The sequence below is a fragment of the Paraplanobispora siamensis genome (assembly GCF_016863175.1).
GTDB classification, from domain to species: domain Bacteria; phylum Actinomycetota; class Actinomycetes; order Streptosporangiales; family Streptosporangiaceae; genus Planobispora; species Planobispora siamensis.
In genome coordinates this window covers 76,461-94,203 of sequence record NZ_BOOJ01000068.1, presented here as the reverse complement: position 1 = coordinate 94,203, position 17,743 = coordinate 76,461, and the positions used below count along the sequence as shown (strand labels likewise).

At 70.3% G+C, this 17,743-nt stretch carries 13 protein-coding genes; 7 read left to right on the top strand and 6 right to left on the bottom strand.

All coding sequences use genetic code 11. The features are described from left to right. The first annotated feature begins 299 nt into the window (after positions 1 to 299). Entirely contained in the window at positions 300 to 2,387 is a 2,088-nt protein-coding gene (locus Psi01_RS36170; protein WP_204068663.1) for a S9 family peptidase, read from the top strand. After that, a complete protein-coding gene (gene mgrA / locus Psi01_RS36165) occupies positions 2,384 to 3,397 on the top strand; it encodes an L-glyceraldehyde 3-phosphate reductase (protein ID WP_204068662.1) in 1,014 nt (337 codons plus the stop codon). Before Psi01_RS36170 ends, mgrA begins: the two co-directional genes overlap by 4 nt. A gap of 22 nt (positions 3,398 to 3,419) precedes the next feature. Here mgrA and Psi01_RS36160 read toward each other — a convergent pair whose 3' ends face one another. Next, the gene (locus tag Psi01_RS36160) at positions 3,420 to 5,843 is read right to left on the bottom strand and encodes a lysylphosphatidylglycerol synthase transmembrane domain-containing protein (protein ID WP_204068661.1); all 2,424 of its coding nucleotides are present in this window, start codon (positions 5,841 to 5,843) and stop codon (positions 3,420 to 3,422) included. Positions 5,844 to 5,915: 72 nt separating this feature from the next. Between Psi01_RS36160 and Psi01_RS36155 the strand changes: the two genes are divergently transcribed. From Psi01_RS36155 to Psi01_RS36145, 3 genes are all read left to right on the top strand, one after another. Then, positions 5,916 to 6,353, top strand: a complete 438-nt coding sequence (locus tag Psi01_RS36155) for an RpiB/LacA/LacB family sugar-phosphate isomerase (protein ID WP_204068660.1) — start codon at positions 5,916 to 5,918, stop codon at positions 6,351 to 6,353. A gap of 121 nt (positions 6,354 to 6,474) precedes the next feature. Further along, positions 6,475 to 8,058, top strand: coding sequence for a M28 family metallopeptidase (locus tag Psi01_RS36150; RefSeq protein ID WP_239128281.1), 1,584 nt, complete (start codon positions 6,475 to 6,477; stop codon positions 8,056 to 8,058). A gap of 9 nt (positions 8,059 to 8,067) precedes the next feature. After that, complete coding sequence (locus Psi01_RS36145; protein ID WP_204068659.1) at positions 8,068 to 10,074, top strand: molybdopterin-containing oxidoreductase family protein; 2,007 nt, start codon at positions 8,068 to 8,070, stop codon at positions 10,072 to 10,074. 29 nt (positions 10,075 to 10,103) lie between these two features. Here the strand turns inward: Psi01_RS36145 and Psi01_RS36140 are convergent, their stop codons facing one another. Both Psi01_RS36140 and Psi01_RS36135 read right to left on the bottom strand, forming a co-directional pair. Next, complete coding sequence (locus Psi01_RS36140; protein ID WP_204068658.1) at positions 10,104 to 10,553, bottom strand: GNAT family N-acetyltransferase; 450 nt, start codon at positions 10,551 to 10,553, stop codon at positions 10,104 to 10,106. 78 nt (positions 10,554 to 10,631) lie between these two features. Beyond that, positions 10,632 to 11,993 (bottom strand): FG-GAP repeat domain-containing protein, encoded by a 1,362-nt coding sequence (locus tag Psi01_RS36135; RefSeq protein WP_204068657.1) that lies wholly within the window; start codon positions 11,991 to 11,993, stop codon positions 10,632 to 10,634. Between the two features lie 236 nt (positions 11,994 to 12,229). Here Psi01_RS36135 and Psi01_RS36130 point away from each other — a divergent pair, with 236 nt between their 5' ends. Then, positions 12,230 to 12,697, top strand: coding sequence for a hypothetical protein (locus tag Psi01_RS36130; protein WP_204068656.1), 468 nt, complete (start codon positions 12,230 to 12,232; stop codon positions 12,695 to 12,697). Positions 12,698 to 12,728: 31 nt separating this feature from the next. Here the strand turns inward: Psi01_RS36130 and Psi01_RS36125 are convergent, their stop codons facing one another. The 3 genes from Psi01_RS36125 to Psi01_RS36115 all read right to left on the bottom strand — a co-directional run bounded on the left by Psi01_RS36125 (position 12,729) and on the right by Psi01_RS36115 (position 15,473). Continuing rightward, positions 12,729 to 13,124, bottom strand: a complete 396-nt coding sequence (locus Psi01_RS36125; RefSeq protein ID WP_204068655.1) for a VOC family protein — start codon at positions 13,122 to 13,124, stop codon at positions 12,729 to 12,731. Positions 13,125 to 13,217: 93 nt separating this feature from the next. Continuing rightward, on the bottom strand, positions 13,218 to 14,081 hold the full coding sequence (locus Psi01_RS36120; protein WP_239128280.1) for a class I SAM-dependent methyltransferase: 864 nt from the start codon (positions 14,079 to 14,081) through the stop codon (positions 13,218 to 13,220). A 9-nt stretch (positions 14,082 to 14,090) separates the two neighbouring features. Beyond that, positions 14,091 to 15,473 (bottom strand): Nramp family divalent metal transporter, encoded by a 1,383-nt coding sequence (locus Psi01_RS36115; RefSeq protein ID WP_204068654.1) that lies wholly within the window; start codon positions 15,471 to 15,473, stop codon positions 14,091 to 14,093. Between the two features lie 142 nt (positions 15,474 to 15,615). On the opposite strand from Psi01_RS36115, the gene Psi01_RS36110 reads away from it, so the two are divergent. Further along, positions 15,616 to 17,439 (top strand): acyl-CoA dehydrogenase, encoded by a 1,824-nt coding sequence (locus Psi01_RS36110; RefSeq protein ID WP_204068653.1) that lies wholly within the window; start codon positions 15,616 to 15,618, stop codon positions 17,437 to 17,439. Positions 17,440 to 17,743: the final 304 nt, after the last annotated feature.

The following is a 17,743-nucleotide window of genomic DNA, read 5'->3' as shown; positions in this document are numbered from 1 at the left end:
TTCGAGCTGATCTGCCGGGAATTCCGACCGCCCCGTCTCCGAGGCAACCCCTCGAACTTACCAGCCATTGAGCAGTTCTGCGAACCGATCTCCGGAACCGTTGGTTTCAAGGAGTTGTCGACAAGCACAGGGCAGCCCACATCGAAGTCACCGGAGTGAATGGAGTGGTTTGCGCCGGATCTTGGCGACGTCAAAAGATTAGCAGTCCCCGATGACCACTCGGGACAGAACCGCGAAACCCACGGCACGGCGTTCCGGCTCATCCGGAACCGGCGGGACCGGAAACATAGACTCGGCGCGTGAGCATCGAGACGCCGCCTACGGCGAAGAAGGTTCCCAGCGAGCGGGTGCACCACGGGGACACCGTGGTCGATGACTACGCGTGGCTGATGGCCAAGGACGACCCGGAGACCATCGCCCATCTCGAAGCTGAGAACGCCTACACCCAGCACACGACCGCCCATCTGAAGCCCCTCCAGGAGACGATCTTCCAGGAGATCAAGGGCCGGACGCTGGAGACCGACCTGTCCGTCCCCACCCGCAAGGGTGACTGGTGGTACTACTCCCGGACCGAGGAGGGCAAGCAGTACGGCATCCAGTGCCGGGTGCCCGCCGACGGGGAGACTCCGCCCGACCTGAAGGCCGACGAGTCGCTGCCCGGCGAGCAGATCCTGCTCGACGGCAACGAGCTGGCCGGCGACAGCGACTTCTTCGCCATCGGCACCAGCGCGGTGAGTCCGGACGGCACCCTCCTGGCCTACTCCGTCAACTTCACCGGCGACGAGCGCTTCACCCTGAAGGTGAAGAACCTCGTCACCGGCGAGACCCTCCCCGACGAGATCCCCGGCATCTTCTACGGCGGCGCCTGGGCGGCCGACGGCAGCACGTTCTTCTACACGACGGTCGACGAGGCCTGGCGGCCCGACAAGGTGCACCGGCACGTGATCGGCACCCCGGCCGCCGACGACGTCCTCGTCTACGAGGAGACCGACGAGCGGTTCTGGATCGGCATCGGCCTGACCCGCAGCGAGCGCTACCTCGTCCTCTCCGCCGGGAGCAAGATCACCAGCGAGGTCCGCATCCTGGAGGCGGACGACCCGACCGGCGAGTTCCGCGTCGTACGGCCCCGCAAGACCGGCGTCGAGTACGGCATCGACCACGCGGGCGACCGCTTCCTGATCCTGCACAACCGCAACGCCGAGAACTTCGAGGTGGCCACGGCCCCGATCGAGGACCCCGGCACCTGGACGCCGCTGGTCGAGCACCGCGAGGACACCCGGCTGCTCGACGTCGAGGCGTTCGCCAGTCACATCGTGGTGCACTTCCGCCGGGACGGCCTCACCGGCATCCGCGTGCTGCCCACGGAGGGCGGCACCGACCGTGACGCGCTCCTGGCGGCGGCGTACGAGATCCCCTTCCCCGAGCCGATCTACGACGTGGCCCCCTCGGGCAACCCCGAGTTCGTCACCGGCCGCCTCCGGCTCGGCTACGCCAGCATGATCACTCCGCCCTCGGTCTACGACTTCGACCTGCGGAGCCGCGAGCTGATACTGCTCAAGCGCAGGCCCGTGCTCGGCGGCTACGACCCCGACGACTACGAGCAGTTCCGCGAGTGGGCCACCGCCTCGGACGGCACCCGCGTCCCGATCTCGATCGCGGTCAAGAAGGGCACCGAGCGGCCCGCCCCAACGGTGCTGTACGGCTACGGCAGCTACGAGATCTCGATCGACCCGTCGTTCTCGGTGGCCAGGCTGAGCCTGCTCGACCGGGGCTTCGTCTTCGCCATCGCCCACGTCAGGGGTGGCGGCGAGATGGGCCGCCGGTGGTACGAGGACGGCAAGTTCCAGCACAAGAAGAACACCTTCACCGACTTCGTCGCCTGCGCCGAGCACCTCAAGGCCACCGGCTGGTCCTCCAGCGTGGTCGCGCGCGGCGGCTCGGCCGGCGGGCTGCTGATGGGCGCCGTCGCCAACCTCGCGCCGGAGCTGTTCGCGGGCGTGGTCGCCGAGGTGCCGTTCGTGGACCCGCTGACCTCGATCCTCGACCCGTCGCTCCCGCTCACGGTCATCGAATGGGACGAGTGGGGTGATCCCCTGCACAACCCGGACGTGTACCACTACATGAAGTCGTACTCGCCCTATGAGAACGTAAGCGGGCAGGTCTACCCGCCGATTCTGGCGATCACGAGCCTCAACGACACCCGGGTCCTCTACCACGAGCCCGCCAAGTGGGTCGCCAGGCTCCGCGAGGTCGCCAAGGGCGGGCCGTTCCTGCTCAAGACGGAGATGGGCGCCGGGCACGGCGGCCGAAGCGGCAGGTACGACTCCTGGCGTGAGGAGGCCTTCACCCTCTCCTGGATTCTCGACACATCGAAGGTGACGCAGTGACATACATCGCCGCCGCCGACCGTTACGACGGGCGGCAGCCGTACAACAGGGCCGGCAGGAGCGGGCTCAGGCTGCCCGCGGTCTCGCTGGGCCTGTGGCACAACTTCGGCGACGACAAGCCCTTCGGGGTCCAGCGGGACATCCTGCGCCGGGCCTTCGACCTCGGGGTGACCCACTTCGACCTGGCCAACAACTACGGCCCGCCGTACGGCTCGGCGGAGACCAACTTCGGGCGGCACTTCCGCGAGGACTTCGCGCCCTACCGCGACGAGCTGGTCATCTCGACCAAGGCGGGCTACGACATGTGGCCCGGGCCGTACGGCGAGTGGGGCTCGCGCAAGTACCTGCTGGCCAGCCTGGACCAGTCGCTCAAGCGGATGGGCCTGGAGTACGTCGACATCTTCTACAGCCACCGGTTCGACCCGGACACGCCGCTGGAGGAGACGATGGGCGCGCTGGACCACGCGGTCCGTTCCGGCAAGGCGCTGTACGCCGGGATCTCGTCCTACTCTCCCGAGCAGACCGCCGAGGCCGCGCGGATCCTGCGGGAGATGGGGACGCCGCTGCTGATCCACCAGCCGTCCTACTCGATGCTGAACCGGTGGATCGAGGGCGGGCTGCTGGACGTGCTGGAGACCGAGGGCGTGGGCTGCATCGCGTTCTCGCCGCTGGCCCAGGGCATGCTGACCGACCGTTATCTCAACGGGATCCCGGAGGGGTCGCGCGCGTCGCTGGGGCACTTCCTCAAGCCGGAGATGCTCACCGAGGAGACCATGCGGCACGTCCGCACGCTCAACGAGATCGCGGCGGCGCGCGGCCAGTCGCTGGCGCAGATGGCCCTGGCCTGGGCGCTGCGCGACAGGCGGGTGACCTCGGTGCTGATCGGCGCGAGCAGCGTGGCGCAGCTGGAGAACAGCCTCGCGGCGGTGGAGAACCTCTCGTTCACCCCCGAGGAGCTGGCGGCGATCGACAAGGACGCGGTCGAGGCCGGCATCAACCTCTGGGCCTGAGCCCTCCGGGCCGGGGAACGCGTCACAGGGCCTCGTTGCGCTGCAGGTAGGTGAACGAGGCCCACCCCGGCAGGACCGGGAACCAGAAGGTGAGCAGCCGGAACAGCAGCACCGCGGGGGTGGCGATCCCCTGCGGCAGGCCGGCGAGGGTGAGGCCGCCGATGAGGGCGGCCTCCACCGCGCCCAGGCCGCCGGGGGTGGGGGCGGCCGAGCCGATGGCGTTGCCGGCGAGGAAGACCACGGCGACGGCGGCGAAGTTGAGGGAGCCGCCGAAGGCCCGGACGCAGGCGTCGAGGCAGACGACGAAGAAGATCGTCAGCAGCAGGGTGCCGGTGAACCCCTCGGCGATCTTCCTGGGGGACTGGAGCACGTCCAGCAGGCGCGGCAGGACGCCCGAGAACAGCGAGCGCAGGCGTGAGGTGACCATCCGCCGCAGCTTGGGGATGCCCACCATGACGACGATCAGCACCGCCACGGCCAGCAGCACGAACACCAGCGTGCGCGACGGGGTGAAGGACTCGGCCGTGCCGGAGCCGGTGATGTAGGCGAACAGCAGCAGCAGCCCGATGTGGAAGGCCAGGCCGACGAACTGGGAGGCGCCCACGCTGGCCATCGCCTGGCCCGGCGGGATCCCGCGCTTCTGCAGATAGCGGGTGTTGATGGCGACGCCGCTCACCGCGGCCGGGGCGACCAGCTTGACGAACGATCCGGCGAACTGCGCGAGCACGGTACGGCCCAGCGGGAGCTTCTCCGGCACGAAGCCCATCAGCATCAGCGCGGCGGCCACGTAACTCAGCATCGCGGCGGCGAAGGCCGCCCCCGTCCAGCCCCACTTCGCCGAGGTGATGATGTTCAGGTTGAGCTGGGTCAGGTAGTAGACCACGAAGTACGCCGCGAAGGCGCTGGCGATGATCGTGACGAGGGTCCGCGGGCGGAACCGCTCCAGCCGGACCTCCTCGGCCTCCGCCTTGGGTCCGAGCGCGACGATCTCCTCGCGGATCGCGGTCAGCAGCTCCTTGTTGCCCTTGTTCAGGGCGGCCCTGGTCTCGCGGGTGAGGGCGATGCGCTGCAGCAGCGGCATCGCGGCGGCCAGCGTGTTCGCCCCGGCCACGGCCGCCGCGGCGCGGACCGAGCGCTCGGCGCCGACCCGCAGGCTGAGGTAGGTGAGCAACTGGGCGATGTCGAGGCGGAGCAGCAGGTCGCCGGCGGCGATCTCGCCGCTGCGGGCGTCCATCAGGACGACCCGTCCCTCGTTGTCGACGTGGATGCTGTCGCCGGTCAGCCTGCGGTGGGCCAGCCGCTGGACCTGCAGGAGCAGGACCTGCTCCCAGACCTGGGCGAGCAGGTGGTCGTCGATCTCCTCGTCGGAGATGTCGGCCAGCGCGCGGGTGCCGGTGTGCTCGTAGACGAGCAGCGCGGCCTCGGCGCCGATCTCGCTCGTGCCGACCAGCCGGGGGCTGCCGACCCCGGCGGCCTGCGTGGCGTAGGCCATCAGGGCCTCGCGCTCCAGCTCGGCGCGGAGCGAGCGGATGGCCCGGCGGCGGGTCTCGGAGTTGAGCCGGATCCGGCGCCAGAGGCGGTAGAGCAGGCCGGCGACCTGGCGGTCGCGGTCGAGGACGGTGACGTCGAGGCGTTCGCCGTCCCTCAGGCCGATGGCGTATCTGCGGCTGCCCTGGTGGTCGTCCTCCAGCCTGCGGGCCTTGACCGGGTGGAAGCCCAGCTTGCGGACCGCGGCGACGATCGCGCTGCCCGGCGGGCGGGTGTTGGGGCTGCCGATGCCGTACAGCGTGGCGAACCCGACCGCGAGGCCGACGAGGATCGAGACGATGATGCCCAGGACGGTGGCGGCCAGGCCGGCGAACAGCGCGACCGCGTTGACCCCGACGGCCGTCCACAGGGCCGCGCGCCAGGTGGGGCGGCGGGAGATGCGCATCGCCGTGACGTAGGCGATGACCGAGGTGAGCAGGGTGTTGAGCGGCTCGACCCCGGTTCTGCCGCCGGTGAGCAGCAGCCGCAGGTCCTCGGGGCCGGCGGTGAGGATCCACTCGCCGAGGACGAAGGACAGCACCATCCCGGCGATGGCCGCGAACAGCCCTTCCGCCACGCGCAGGCCGTCGCGGTGGAGCACCCGCTCGACCGCGTAGGCGGTGGGGATGCCGAGCATGGCGACGCCGCCCAGCACGCCGACCAGGCCGCTCAGCAGGAACGGCACGCGCCTCGTGCCGTCGGCCACGTCGGCCTCCAGCCCGTTGAGCGTCTTCTTCGCCACCAGCGCGAGCAGGATGACCGCCGCCAGGACCACCAGGGTGGCCAGGAACCGCAGGGCGTCCGAGGGACGGCGGATGCGCTGCGGGAGCAGCGGCTCGACGACGAGTACGACGGGGTCATCCCCAACCGGCGGCCTGCCGCCGGTCGTCGTCTCGTCGCGTTCCTTGGTGTCCTTCACTGGGAGTGATTCTGCCCGTTTCGTATTACAGGTGCATCACTGATCTTTCCCTCCAGTGTCCACAATGGAGTCATGCGTATCTCACTGGCCTCCGACAGTCTCGACGGTGTGGCGCCCGTTCTGATCTCGGAACTGGAGGGACGCGGGCACACGGTCATCGCCCACGGCGCCGTCTCCGGCGGGCGGGCCGACTGGGCGTGGTGCTGCGCGAGGGCGGCCCGCGACGTGGTCGAGGGGGTCGCCGACCAGGCGGTCGTGTGCTGCTGGACCGGGACCGGGGCGTCGATCGCGGCGAACAAGGTGCCCGGCGTGCGCGCGGCGCTGTGCGTGGACGCGGCGACCGCGGCCGGGGCGCGTAAATGGAACGACGCCAACGTGCTGGCCCTCAGTCTGCGGCTCACCTCGGTCCCGCTTCTGGGGGAGATCCTGGACGCCTGGTTCGACGGCTCTCCCAGCACCGACGACGAGGACATGGCCAACATCGCGTATCTCTCCGAGATGGAGAATTGACCTTTCCTCCCGCCACGGCGATTGGATCGACCCAGGTGGCACCTGCCAGGCTGGCTCCGTACCCCGCCTGACGTGGTCGCGGGGACTTTCCCGCTCCCGATGGAGTCAGAGGGGTTCTCGCATGCGCACTCGCGCGCACTGGGCTCTGCCGGCCGTCCTCGTCACGGCGTCGGCCGTGGCCCTGTCCGCCGCCCCGGTCTCGGCCCTGCCCGCCGAACCGGCCCCGGTCGTGTCGGCTCCGGTCGTGTCGGCCTCATCGCCGCCGCTCGAACAGGCCGTGCGAGCCGCACGGGCCACGCAGGCCACGCGGATCGCCCGGGTCATCGCCCCCGATCCCGTACTGCGCCGCCAGATGGTCACGGTCCCCTTCGTCAGGCGGCACCTGCAGACGTTCCAGGAGATCGCCGACGCCAACGGCGGCAACCGCGCCGCGGGCACCTCCGGGTACGACGCCTCGGCCGCCTACGTGGCCGGCCGGCTGCGCAGGGCCGGGTACGCGGTCACCCTGCAGGAGTTCGAGTTCCCGTTCTTCCGGGAGATCACCGAGACCACCGTGAGCAGGGTCTCGCCCCAGCCGAAGGTCTACACGCGCGAAACGGACTTCACGACCATGGTGTACTCCGGCTCGGGCCGGGTCACCGCCGCCGTGCGGCCCGTGGACCTCACCCTGCCGCCGGGCGCGGTCAACACCTCCACCTCCGGGTGCGAGGCGGGCGACTTCGCCGGGTTCCCGCCGGGTGACATCGCGCTGGTCCAGCGCGGCACCTGCACCTTCCAGGTCAAGGCCGAGAACGCCCAGGCCGCCGGGGCCGGAGGCGTGATCATCTTCAACGAGGGCCAGGAGGGCGAGGGCGACGCCGACCGCCGCCGCCTGCTGCGCGGCAACCTCGGCGCGCCGAACACGCGCATCCCCGTCGTCGGGACCACCTTCGCGATCGGCCAGGAGCTGTCCGCGCCCGGGACGACCGTCTCCCTGGTCGCGAACACCCAGAGCGACCCGAAGCGCAGGACGCGCAACGTGCTGGCCGAGAGCCGCCGGGGCGACCCGTCGAAGGTCGTCATGGTGGGCGCCCACCTGGACAGCGTCGACGAGGGGCCGGGGATCAACGACAACGGCTCGGGCAGCGCGGCCGTACTGGAGACCGCGCTGAAGGCGGCCATGCTGCCCACCGTGAACAGGCTGCGCTTCGCCTTCTGGGGCGCCGAGGAGCTCGGCCTGCTGGGGTCCCAGCACTATGTGACGAGCCTTCCCCCGGAGGAGAAGGCGAAGATCAAGATGTACCTGAACTTCGACATGATCGCCTCTCCCAACTACGTCTTCTCCATCTACGACGGTGACGACTCCGACGCCGTCGGGTCCCCGGCCGGCCCGCCCGGCTCGGACGAGATCGAGAAGTTCTTCGAGTCGTACTACACGGCCGCCGGCCTGCCGTACACCGGCGACGACTTCACCGGCCGCTCCGACTACGGCCCCTTCATCGCGGCCGGCATCCCGTCGGGCGGCGTGTTCACCGGCGCCGAGGAGATCAAGACCGCCGAGGAGGCCCAGCGGTTCGGCGGCACGGCGGGGACGGCCTACGACCCGTGCTACCACCAGGCGTGCGACACCATCGACAACATCGACGCAAGGGCCCTGACGGTGAACACCGGCGCAATCGCCGCCGCGACCTTCGCCTACGCCTACGCCGCGGACCTGCCCGGGTAAAGTCGAGGTATGCAGGGTGAATTGCGGGTTCTGGGGGCATGTCCTCTGGATTGTCCGGACACGTGCTCGTGGGTCGTCACGGTCGAGGACGGCAAGGCCGTCGGCATGCGCGGCAACCCCGACCACCCCTACACGCGCGGCGCGCTCTGCGTGAAGGTCAACCGCTATCTGGAGCACGCCGGGGCCGCCGACCGCATCCTGTACCCGATGCGGCGGGTCGGCCCCAAGGGGTCGGGCCGCTTCGAGCGGATCTCCTGGGACGAGGCCCTGGAGGAGATCTCCGTACGGCTGCGCGCGATCGTCGACGAGCACGGCGGCGAGGCGATCTGGCCCTACAACGGCACCGGGAGCCTGGGGTACCTGCAGGGATGCGAGGGCGTCGCGGGCCGGCGGTTCTGGAACGTCCTGGGCGCCTCCCGGCACTTCCTGAACATCTGCTCCACCGCGGGCAACGTCGGCCTGGTGAAGACCAACGGCACGCCCGGCGGGATGGACCCCGAGAACTTCGCCCTGTCGAAGCTGATCCTGCTCTGGGGCACCAACACGCTGACCAGCGGGCACCACCTGTGGAAGTTCATCCAGGACGCCCGCGCGGCCGGGGCGTACGTGGTGGCGATCGACCCGATCCGCACCCGCACCGCCGAGCAGGCCGACGAGCACCTGCCGATCCGGCCGGGCACCGACGCGGCCCTGGCGCTCGGGCTGCTGCACGTCGTGCTGGCCGAGGGTGCGGAGGATCGCGACTACCTGGACGACCACACGGACAACTGGGAGGCGTTCCGCGAGGAGATCCTGCGCCATCCCCCGGCGCGCGTCGCCGAGATCACCGGGCTGCCCGAGGCCGACATCCGGGCCCTGGGCCTGCGCCTGGCGCACACCCGGCCCACCGGCATCCGCGCCACCATGGGCATCCAGCGGCACGCGGGCGGCGGCGCCGCGATGCGCGTGATCGCCGCCATCCCCGGGGTGACCGGCGACTGGCGCCACCCCGGCGGCGGGGTCGCCTACTCCACCAGCGGTCACATCCACCTGGACATCGACACCCGCAACGACCTGCTGCCGGGGCCGGTCCGCACGCTCACCATGACCAGGCTCGCCACCGAACTGGATGATTCGGTGAAGTGCCTGTGGGTCTACACCGCCAACCCGGTGGGCTCCTCCCCCGACCAGAACCGCATCCGCGAGAAGCTCCTGCGCGAGGACCTGTTCACGGTCGTGATGGAGCAGTTCCCCACCGACACCGTGGACTACGCCGACATCGTGCTGCCCGCGACCATGCAGATCGAGCACATGGACCTGCACGCGGGATACGGGCACATGTATCTGATGTGGAACGAACCGGCCGTCGAGCCGCCGGGCGAGTGCCTGTCCACCACCGAGACGTTCCGCCGCCTGGCCGGGCACATGGGCCTGACCGAGCCGTCGCTGTTCGACTCCGACCTGGAGCTGGCCGAGCAGCTGCTCTCCTCGGGGCACCCGTCCCTGGACGGGATCACGGTGGACCGGCTGCGGAAGGAGGGCTGGGTCCGGCTCAACGTGCCGCAGCCGTTCGCGCCGTTCGCCGACGGCGGCTTCCCCACCCCCTCGGGCCGGCTGCGCTTCCCCCGGGGGGCGGCCTACGTCCCGCCGCACACGGCTGCGGCCGCCGGCGGACCGTACCCGCTGACACTGATCACCCCCGCCTCCCACACCTTCCTCAACACGACCTTCGGCAACAACCCCGAGCTGCTGCGCCGCGCCAAGGGCCCGCGGATCCTGGTCAACCCGTCGGACGCGGCGGACCGGGGCCTGGCCGCCGGGCAGCGGGTGCGGGTGTTCAACGCCGGGGGCGGGTTCGAGGCCGAGGTGGAGATCAGCGAGAAGGTACGGCCCGGCGTGGTGGCCTCCGCCAAGGGGCACTGGCCCAAGCTGAACCCGGACGGGGCCGGTGTCAACGCGGTGGTGGAGGAACGGGATGCCGACCTGGGCCGTGGCGCCGTCTATCACGACAACCTCGTGGAGATCGCTCCCGTCTGAGCCCTCGGGACGGCGCCCGGCCGGGGCGCTCAGTCCAGGATGAGCTTGAACCCCTCGTGGGAGGCGACGAAGCCCAGGGAGTCGTAGAAGCGGTGGGCGTCCTTGCGCCGCTTGTCGGTGGTGAGCTGGACCACCGTGCAGCCGCGCTCGCGGCCCCGCTCGATCGCCCAGCGCATCATCGTCCCGCCCAGCCCCTGCCCGCGCAGGGGCGCGGCGATCCGGACGGCCTCGACCTGCAGGCGCAGGGAGCCGCGCCGGGAGATCCCCGGGATGTAGGTCAGCTGCATGGTGCCGACCACCTCTCCCTCCCGCTCGGCCACGATCAGCTCGTTGTTCGGGTCGGCCTCGATCGCCTCGAACGCCTCGCGGTGCTCCCGGCCGTAGGTGCCGGTCCGGGCGGCGGCGATGGAGTCGTCGGCGATCATGGCCACGATGTGCGGGAGGTCGTCGAGGCGGGCGGGGCGGAATTCCACTGACATGCCGATCAACCTAGCCAATACGGCGGCACGCCCCTCGCCGGGGAACCGGGAGGGGCGTGCCGCCGTGAGCGGGGGCGCTTACTTGACGCCGCCGCCGCGGATCTTCTTGGCCTTCTTCAGCTTGGCCTTCTCCAGCTTCGGCTTCTCCAGCTTGACCTTCGTCTTCCACTTCAGCGCGGGCTTGGTGGCCGGCTTGGGCTTGACCGTCGGCTTGGGCTCGACGACCGGCTTGGGCTTGACCGCCGGCGTGGGAGTGGCGGAGGTGCCGCAGGTGCTCAGCAGGACCGAGACGCCCTGCGCCAGCCCGCTCGACGTCGCCAGGTCGCTCCGGTTGTCGGCGTCGAAGCGGCCGCTGACCATGTCCATTCCCATGCTGCCGCCGTTGAAGGAGACGGGCGCCTGGAAGGTGCCGTCACCCTTGCCGAGAAGCAGCGAGCCGCCCATCGGGGACGCGAAGGCGGCGTCCGTCTTCCCGTCGCCGTTGTAGTCACCCAGCGTGGGCCACCCCAGGCCGCCGTTCCCGGTGTAGGGAAGCGCGCTCTGGAAGCTGCCGTCGCCGTTGCCGAGCAGCACCATTCCGTCGCCCATGCCGCTGGAGATCAGGTCGGCCTCGTGGTCGCCGTTGAAGTCGGCCGTGGAGACGAACAGGGCGCTCGTTCCCGCGCCGTAGGCGGTGGAAAGGCCGAAGCTGCCGTCGCCGTTGCTGGGGAAGACCTCGATCCCGTTGGTGCCCATCATGCTGCCGTCACCGAACGCCACGTCGTCGTCGCCGTCGCCGTCGAAGTCGGCCACGGCGGCAAGGGGCGCATATCCCGTGAAGCCGGTGGGAGCAGGCGCCTTGAAGGTGCCGTCGCCGTTGCCGAGCATGATCGAGTTGTTGTTGCTGCCGCTGGTCACCAGCACGTCGAGCCGGTCGTCGTCGTCGAAGTCACCCGGGATGACCATCGAGGCGTTCAGAATCGTCGGGGTGGTGATGGGCGCGCCGAAGGTCCCGTCGCCGTTGCCGGGCAGGACCCGGACCGTACCGCTCGCGGAGTCCGCCACGACGATGTCGATGCTGCTGTCCACGTCGGAGGTGATGTCGCCCGTGGCGAGGCGGCTCGCCGAGGCCATGCCGGGGTCGGCGCCCACGGCGGGGTCGAAGGTCCCGTCACCGTTACCGGTCAGCACCTCGATGTCGCCGCCGCCGTGTCCGTACGTCGCGAGGTCGGCCTTGTGGTCGTTGTTGAAGTCGGCCGTCGCCGTGAAGAGCACCATGTTCGCGGTGGGGTAGGTGACCGGGGCCGCGAATCCGGGGGTGGCGCAGACGGGGACGGTGACGGCGGAGGCGGGGGCCGCGGTGGCCGCCAGCGCGCCGGAGGTCAGGGCGGCGGCCGCGAGCAGGGAGACCGCACGACGCCGGCCGGGCATGCCGAAGCGCGAAGAGACAGACGTGTTCATAGAAAAGCTCCTCCATGAGCCGGAAATGCCGTGCGCGGGGCCTTCCGTGGGCGATCGCGCAGGCGCTGTGCCCCTTCCATCGGCCCGGCGGGGGAGCTTCGGAGGATTTGCGGAGGATTGCTTTCCTCCGACATGACGCGGGGCGGGAAACCCTGAGGTCCGGATGGATCTGCCGGGGTAAGAACCAGGGTTCGTCCCCGATGTGGACAGGGGGTCGCCGAAGGCACCCTGATGTCATGAAAGACGAACTGACTCGACGTGACGAGATGTCCCTCGCCGGCGCGGCCCTGCACGGGGCGCCCTGGAAGACGGCCGCGGTGACCGGTGGCGCGGTGGCGGCGGCCAGCGTCGGCATGGGCTGGCTGCTGCCCGGCAGCGCCGACGTGACCTGGGCGCTGTGCCTGGGTGTCAGCCTCTTCTCGCTGATCGCCGCCATCGGCGCGGTCGCCAGGCCCAACACCGGCGACCGGGTGACCCGGCAGGCCCGGCAGTGGGCGCTGCGCCACCCGTGGCGCTTCTCGCTCTACCCGTCGCTCGGCGCCGCCGTGCTGATGTATCCGGTGCAGCTCGTCGTCGACGGCGAGGGCCCGTTCAGCGCGGCCCTGGACGCGCTCCAGGGCGGTGTCGCGGTCTATCTGATCACCGCGGTGCTGGCGCTGGTCATGCGGGGCCGGGGACAGGCCTCCCTGCCGCCCGGCCGCTGACCTCCGGTCCCGGGCCGCCGCCGTACGGCGGTCAGGCCTGCCCCGCCCCGGCCCTGAGGGCCTCCAGCTCGGCCTTGCCCTGGCAGACGCAGAACTCGTTGCCCTCGGGGTCGAGCATGGTGACCCAGCCGGTGCCGTCGGGCTTGCGGCGGTCGGCCTGAACCGTGGCCCCGAGTCCGAGCAGCCGCTCGACCTCCTGGTCGCGCGTGCTGTCCTCGGAACCGGTGACGTCCACGTGGACGCGGTTCTTGACGGTCTTGCCCTCGGGGACCTTGATGAAGAGCAGATTGATCGGGCCGAGGAGGAGGACCTCGTCGTCCTGCTTGTCCGTCGCCGGGTGGAACTCCAGGCCCGCGGCGTCGCGCCAGAAGGTCGCCAGCTCGTACGGCTGCGCGCAGTCGAAGGTCACGTAGTGGATGTCAATCATGGGCACACCCAATCTCGACACCACCTAAACCGTCAAGCCGGTTACGTAACCTCCTAAACGCTTAAGCCGGTTTCGTCATGCGCTCCATGGCGGTCACGGCTCCCACCACAGAGTGATCCACCGGTCCCGCCGCACCGGCCACATGTCCAGCGCCGTCACCGCCGCGATGACCTCCTCCGCCCGGCCGGGGTCGAGGCAGAGCCTGCGGCAGGCGCTCTCGGCCAGCGCCTCCATGTCCGCGAACCGGCTCAGCGGGGCCAGCCGCTCCGTCCGCCGGACGCCGTACCCCATGGCCTCGGCGATGGCGGCGACGTCGTCGGCCGTGGGCCGCTGCGGGCGTACGACACCGTGGAAGTGGGCCCACAGCGGGTTGAGCCAGCTCATCGGGTGGTGGTACGGGAGCTCCAGGACGACCCGGCGGCGGGCGTGGGCGGTCAGCCCGGCCAGGAAGGGGACCAGGTCCGGCACGTTGTAGACGACGTGGGCGGCCACCGCGACGTCGGCCACCGGGGCCTGCCCCGCGACGTCGGGCCAGCGGCCCTGGATCACCCGCGTGGGCACGCCCAGGGCCGCGGCCCGGGAGGCCAGTTCGGCCAGCATCCCCTCCGAGGTGTCCACCGCGATCAGCTCGCCCAGGATCCCGGCCCGCACCGGCGGCTCCGAGGCGCCCGCGGCCGCCCGTGACTCCCGGACGCCCGCGGCTCCGGCCAGCGGCAGGGAGGCCGCCCCGGTGCCCGCGCCCACGTCGAGGACGCTGCCGCCCTCCGGCAGGGCCTCGGCGACCCTGGCCAGGGTCGGCCCCTCGGGGTCCGCCAGCGCGCGGTCGGTGCGCTCGGCGAAGCGCGCGGGCGAGTGCGCCCACGGATCGGCCGGCGCCTTCGCCGCGATCTCGGGAGGGATGCCCCACCCGGCGAGGTCCGCCCGCCAGCGGCCGCCCAGCTCCTCCAGCCCGTCCATGCGACGAGCCTAGAAGAGCTTGCCCACCTGGTCGATCAGCGTCAGCACCGAGAAGTATCCGAAGAAGGCGAAGACCAGCAGCACGATCACCAGGCGGTAGCCGCGGATCCGGATCTGCTCGGGGATCAGCTTGCGATTGATGATTGCCAGCAGCGCGGAGTAGAGGAACATCATGATCCCGCCGACGCTCGCGGAGATCACCAGCAGCGTGATCGGCTGGTCGAAGCCGACCGTGATCATCGTGATGCCGAAGAGCACGATGAACCAGACGACGAGGGTGTAGACGCGGCTCTCCGTCCACCGCGTGCTGCCGGGCAGATAGACCGTCTTGACGATGTCGGCGACCATCCTGCCCACGTAGTCGCAGATGCCCATGCTGGCCGCGAAGAGCGAGAGCGCGCCGATCGACCAGAAGAAGGTGCCGAACCACGACAGCCGCTGGTTGAGCACCTCCCCCTCGGTCTTGAGGAAGGTCACGTTGCTGGCGGTGTCGGCTCCGAAGACGGTGGAGTACGCCAGCATCGACATCAGGAAGATCGTGAAGATCGTGATGGCCACGAACGAGACGAGCTGCTCGATGTTGGCCACCCGCCACCAGCCGCGCCAGCGGGCCATGTTGGCCTCGTCGGGCTCGAAGACGTACCCGGTGGCCGGGGCGGCCTGGTCCTCCCCCGTCACCGGCGAGACCAGGCGAGGGATGCGCGCGCCCATGCCCATGTTCTTGTCGCGGATCCAGTTGCTCTGCACGAGGTTCTGCCCCCCGCCGGCTCCGGCGAAGGCCATGGCGCCCAGCACCAGGGCCGCGCCGAGCTGGGCGGGGACCTGGCCGATGCTGGTGACCGCCTCCCCCAGCCCGCGGTAGGCGTCCCCGGTGATGGCCAGGAACACGGCGATCACCAGGAAGACGATGACCGCGCCGACCTTGATGAACTGGGTCGCCTCCACGGTGCGGTAGATGACCGGCGACAGCGTGAGCGCCGCGCCGATCAGCAGCAGCTCGATCACGGCGATGACGGCGATGTCTCCCCCGCCGACGGCGTAGGTGAGCACGGTGGCCGAGCTGGTGGCCCAGCCGGGCCAGATGTTGGCCAGCACCGCCATGAGGGCGAAGATCAGACCCCAGTGCCGCCACAGCCGGCTGAACCCGGCCAGGGCCGTCTCACCGGTGGCGAGCGTGTAGCGCTCGATCTCCATGTTGAGGAAGTACTGCGCGACCACTCCGACCACCGCCGCCCACAGGAAGACCAGGCCGACGTTGGCGGAGATGTATGGCCACAGGACGAACTCCCCGGAGGCGAGGCCGACCCCCGCCGCGATGACTCCCGGGCCCAGCACCTTCCGCAGCGGCTGGGGGTCCGGGAGACCAGCCGGGCGGAGCGGGGGAAGCGCCATGTGATCGCTCTTCCCTCAGAACATGTGACAAACGCCCCTATGCCTGCTGTTTTCTAGGGGTTACCGGCGGGTAGCATTCCGGGTAAGGTTACTCACCAGTACGTCCCGAGTCCCGGCTCGCCCGTTTCAAGGAGCAGACCCCATGGGCCACTACAAGAGCAACATCCGTGACCTGGAGTTCAATCTCTTCGAGATGTTCGGACGCCGGGACATCCTGGGCGCCGGCCGCTTCGCCGAGCTGGATGAGGACATCGTCCGCAGCATGCTCGACGAGCTCAACCGCATGGCCACCGGCGTGCTCGCCGACTCCTTCGAGGAGGGCGACCGCACCCCGCCGGTCTTCGACGCGGCCACCGGCTCGGTGACCGTGCCCGCGGGCTTCAAGAAGTCGTTCACCGCCTTCCGCGACGCCGGCTGGACCAACCTCGACCTGCCCGCCGAGCTGGGCGGCCCCGGCGTGCCGCGCAGCGTGGCCTGGGCCCTGGCCGAGCTGATCCTGGGCTCCAACCCGGCGATCTGGATGTACTCCAGCGGCCCCGGTTTCGCCCACATCCTGCACACCATCGGCAACGACGAGCAGAAGCGCTTCGCCGAGCTGGCCATCGAGCGGCAGTGGGGCTCCACCATGGTGCTCACCGAGCCCGACGCGGGCTCCGACGTGGGCGCCGGCCGTACCAGGGCCGTACAGCAGGCCGACGGCACCTGGCACATCGAGGGCGTCAAGCGCTTCATCACCAGCGCCGAGCACGACATGGCCGAGAACATCTTCCACCTGGTGCTGGCCCGCCCCGAGGGCCACGGCCCCGGCACCAAGGGCCTGTCGATGTTCCTGGTGCCGAAGTACCACGTGGACCCGGAGACCGGCGAGCTCGGTGAGCGCAACGGCGTCTACGTCACCAACGTCGAGAAGAAGATGGGCCTGAAGGTCTCCACGACCTGCGAGCTCACCTTCGGCGACAAGCACCCGGCGATCGGCACCCTGGTCGGCGACGTGCACGAGGGCATCAAGCAGATGTTCATGGTCATCGAGCAGGCCCGCATGATGGTCGGCACGAAGGCCATCGCCACGCTGTCCACCGGCTACCTGAACGCGCTGGAGTACGCCAAGTCCCGCGTCCAGGGCGCCGACCTGACCCAGATGGCCGACAAGTCCGCCCCGCGCGTGACCATCACCCACCACCCGGACGTGCGCCGCGAGCTGATGCTGCAGAAAGCCTACGCCGAGGGCATGCGGGCGCTGGTCCTGCTGACCGCCACCTACCAGGACGCGGTGCAGATCGCCGAGTTCGAGGGCCGCCGGGACGAGCACGCCGAGGCGATGAACGACCTGCTGCTCCCGCTGGTCAAGGGCGTCGGCTCCGAGCGCTCCTACGAGATGCTCGCCCGCTCGCTGCAGACCTTCGGCGGCTCCGGCTACCTGCAGGAGTACCCGATCGAGCAGTACATCCGGGACGCCAAGATCGACTCCCTCTACGAGGGCACCACCGCGATCCAGGGCCTGGACCTGTTCTTCCGCAAGGTCCTGCGCAACCAGGGCATCGCCCTCGGTTCGCTCTACACCGACATCAAGGCCTTCGCCGCCTCCGAGGCCGGCAACGGCCGCCTGAAGGAGGAGCGCAAGCTCCTCGACGAGGCCGCCGACGAGGTCAAGGCCATGGCCGACACCATGGCCGGCTGGGCGCTCGGCTCGCTGGAGACCCCGGCCGAGGTCTACAAGGTCGGCCTCAACACCACCCGGTTCCTGCTCTCCCTGGGCGACCTGGTGATCGGCTGGCTGCTCCTGCGCCAGGCCGAGATCGCCCTGAAGGCCCTGGGCGAGTCCGACACGGACAAGGCCTTCTACACCGGCAAGGTCGCAGCCGCCTCCTTCTTCACCCAGACCGTCCTGCCCCGCCTGGCCGCCGAGCGCCGCATCCTGACCGCCACCAACCAGGAGCTCATGGAGCTGCCGGAGGACGCGTTCTGAGAAAGGTCACCTGCTCCCGCGGCAGGTAAGCGATGAGAGGGCGGTCCCGGCGGGGCCGCCCTCTCTCCGTTCTCCCAGTCGTCCCCCCGGTTCCGGCCTCGCCGGGACCGGGGGACGACTGGGAGGATCCTGTGAGATCCGCGGCGGCCGGCGCCGGTACGGCCCGCGCGCCGCGATGACGCCGCCGTGGGGACACCATGGGGACGCCGTGGGGACGCCGTGACGGCACAGCGGGCCGTACGGCTCGCAGAAGGCTCACAGATTCTCTCCGGGAACCCTCAGCCGCCTGTCCCAGGCTGCTTCA

Bases quoted from the DNA above. Each gene is read 5' to 3' on its own strand.
- Psi01_RS36155 (WP_204068660.1), top strand. From the start codon at position 5,916: ATGCGTATCTCACTGGCCTCCGACAGTCTCGACGGTGTGGCGCCCGTT.
- Psi01_RS36150 (WP_239128281.1), top strand. From the start codon at position 6,475: ATGCGCACTCGCGCGCACTGGGCTCTGCCGGCCGTCCTCGTCACGGCG.
- Psi01_RS36145 (WP_204068659.1), top strand. From the start codon at position 8,068: ATGCAGGGTGAATTGCGGGTTCTGGGGGCATGTCCTCTGGATTGTCCG.
- Psi01_RS36140 (WP_204068658.1), bottom strand. From the start codon at position 10,553: ATGTCAGTGGAATTCCGCCCCGCCCGCCTCGACGACCTCCCGCACATC.
- Psi01_RS36135 (WP_204068657.1), bottom strand. From the start codon at position 11,993: ATGAACACGTCTGTCTCTTCGCGCTTCGGCATGCCCGGCCGGCGTCGT.
- Psi01_RS36130 (WP_204068656.1), top strand. From the start codon at position 12,230: ATGAAAGACGAACTGACTCGACGTGACGAGATGTCCCTCGCCGGCGCG.
- Psi01_RS36125 (WP_204068655.1), bottom strand. From the start codon at position 13,124: ATGATTGACATCCACTACGTGACCTTCGACTGCGCGCAGCCGTACGAG.
- Psi01_RS36120 (WP_239128280.1), bottom strand. From the start codon at position 14,081: ATGGACGGGCTGGAGGAGCTGGGCGGCCGCTGGCGGGCGGACCTCGCC.
- Psi01_RS36115 (WP_204068654.1), bottom strand. From the start codon at position 15,473: ATGGCGCTTCCCCCGCTCCGCCCGGCTGGTCTCCCGGACCCCCAGCCG.
- Psi01_RS36110 (WP_204068653.1), top strand. From the start codon at position 15,616: ATGGGCCACTACAAGAGCAACATCCGTGACCTGGAGTTCAATCTCTTC.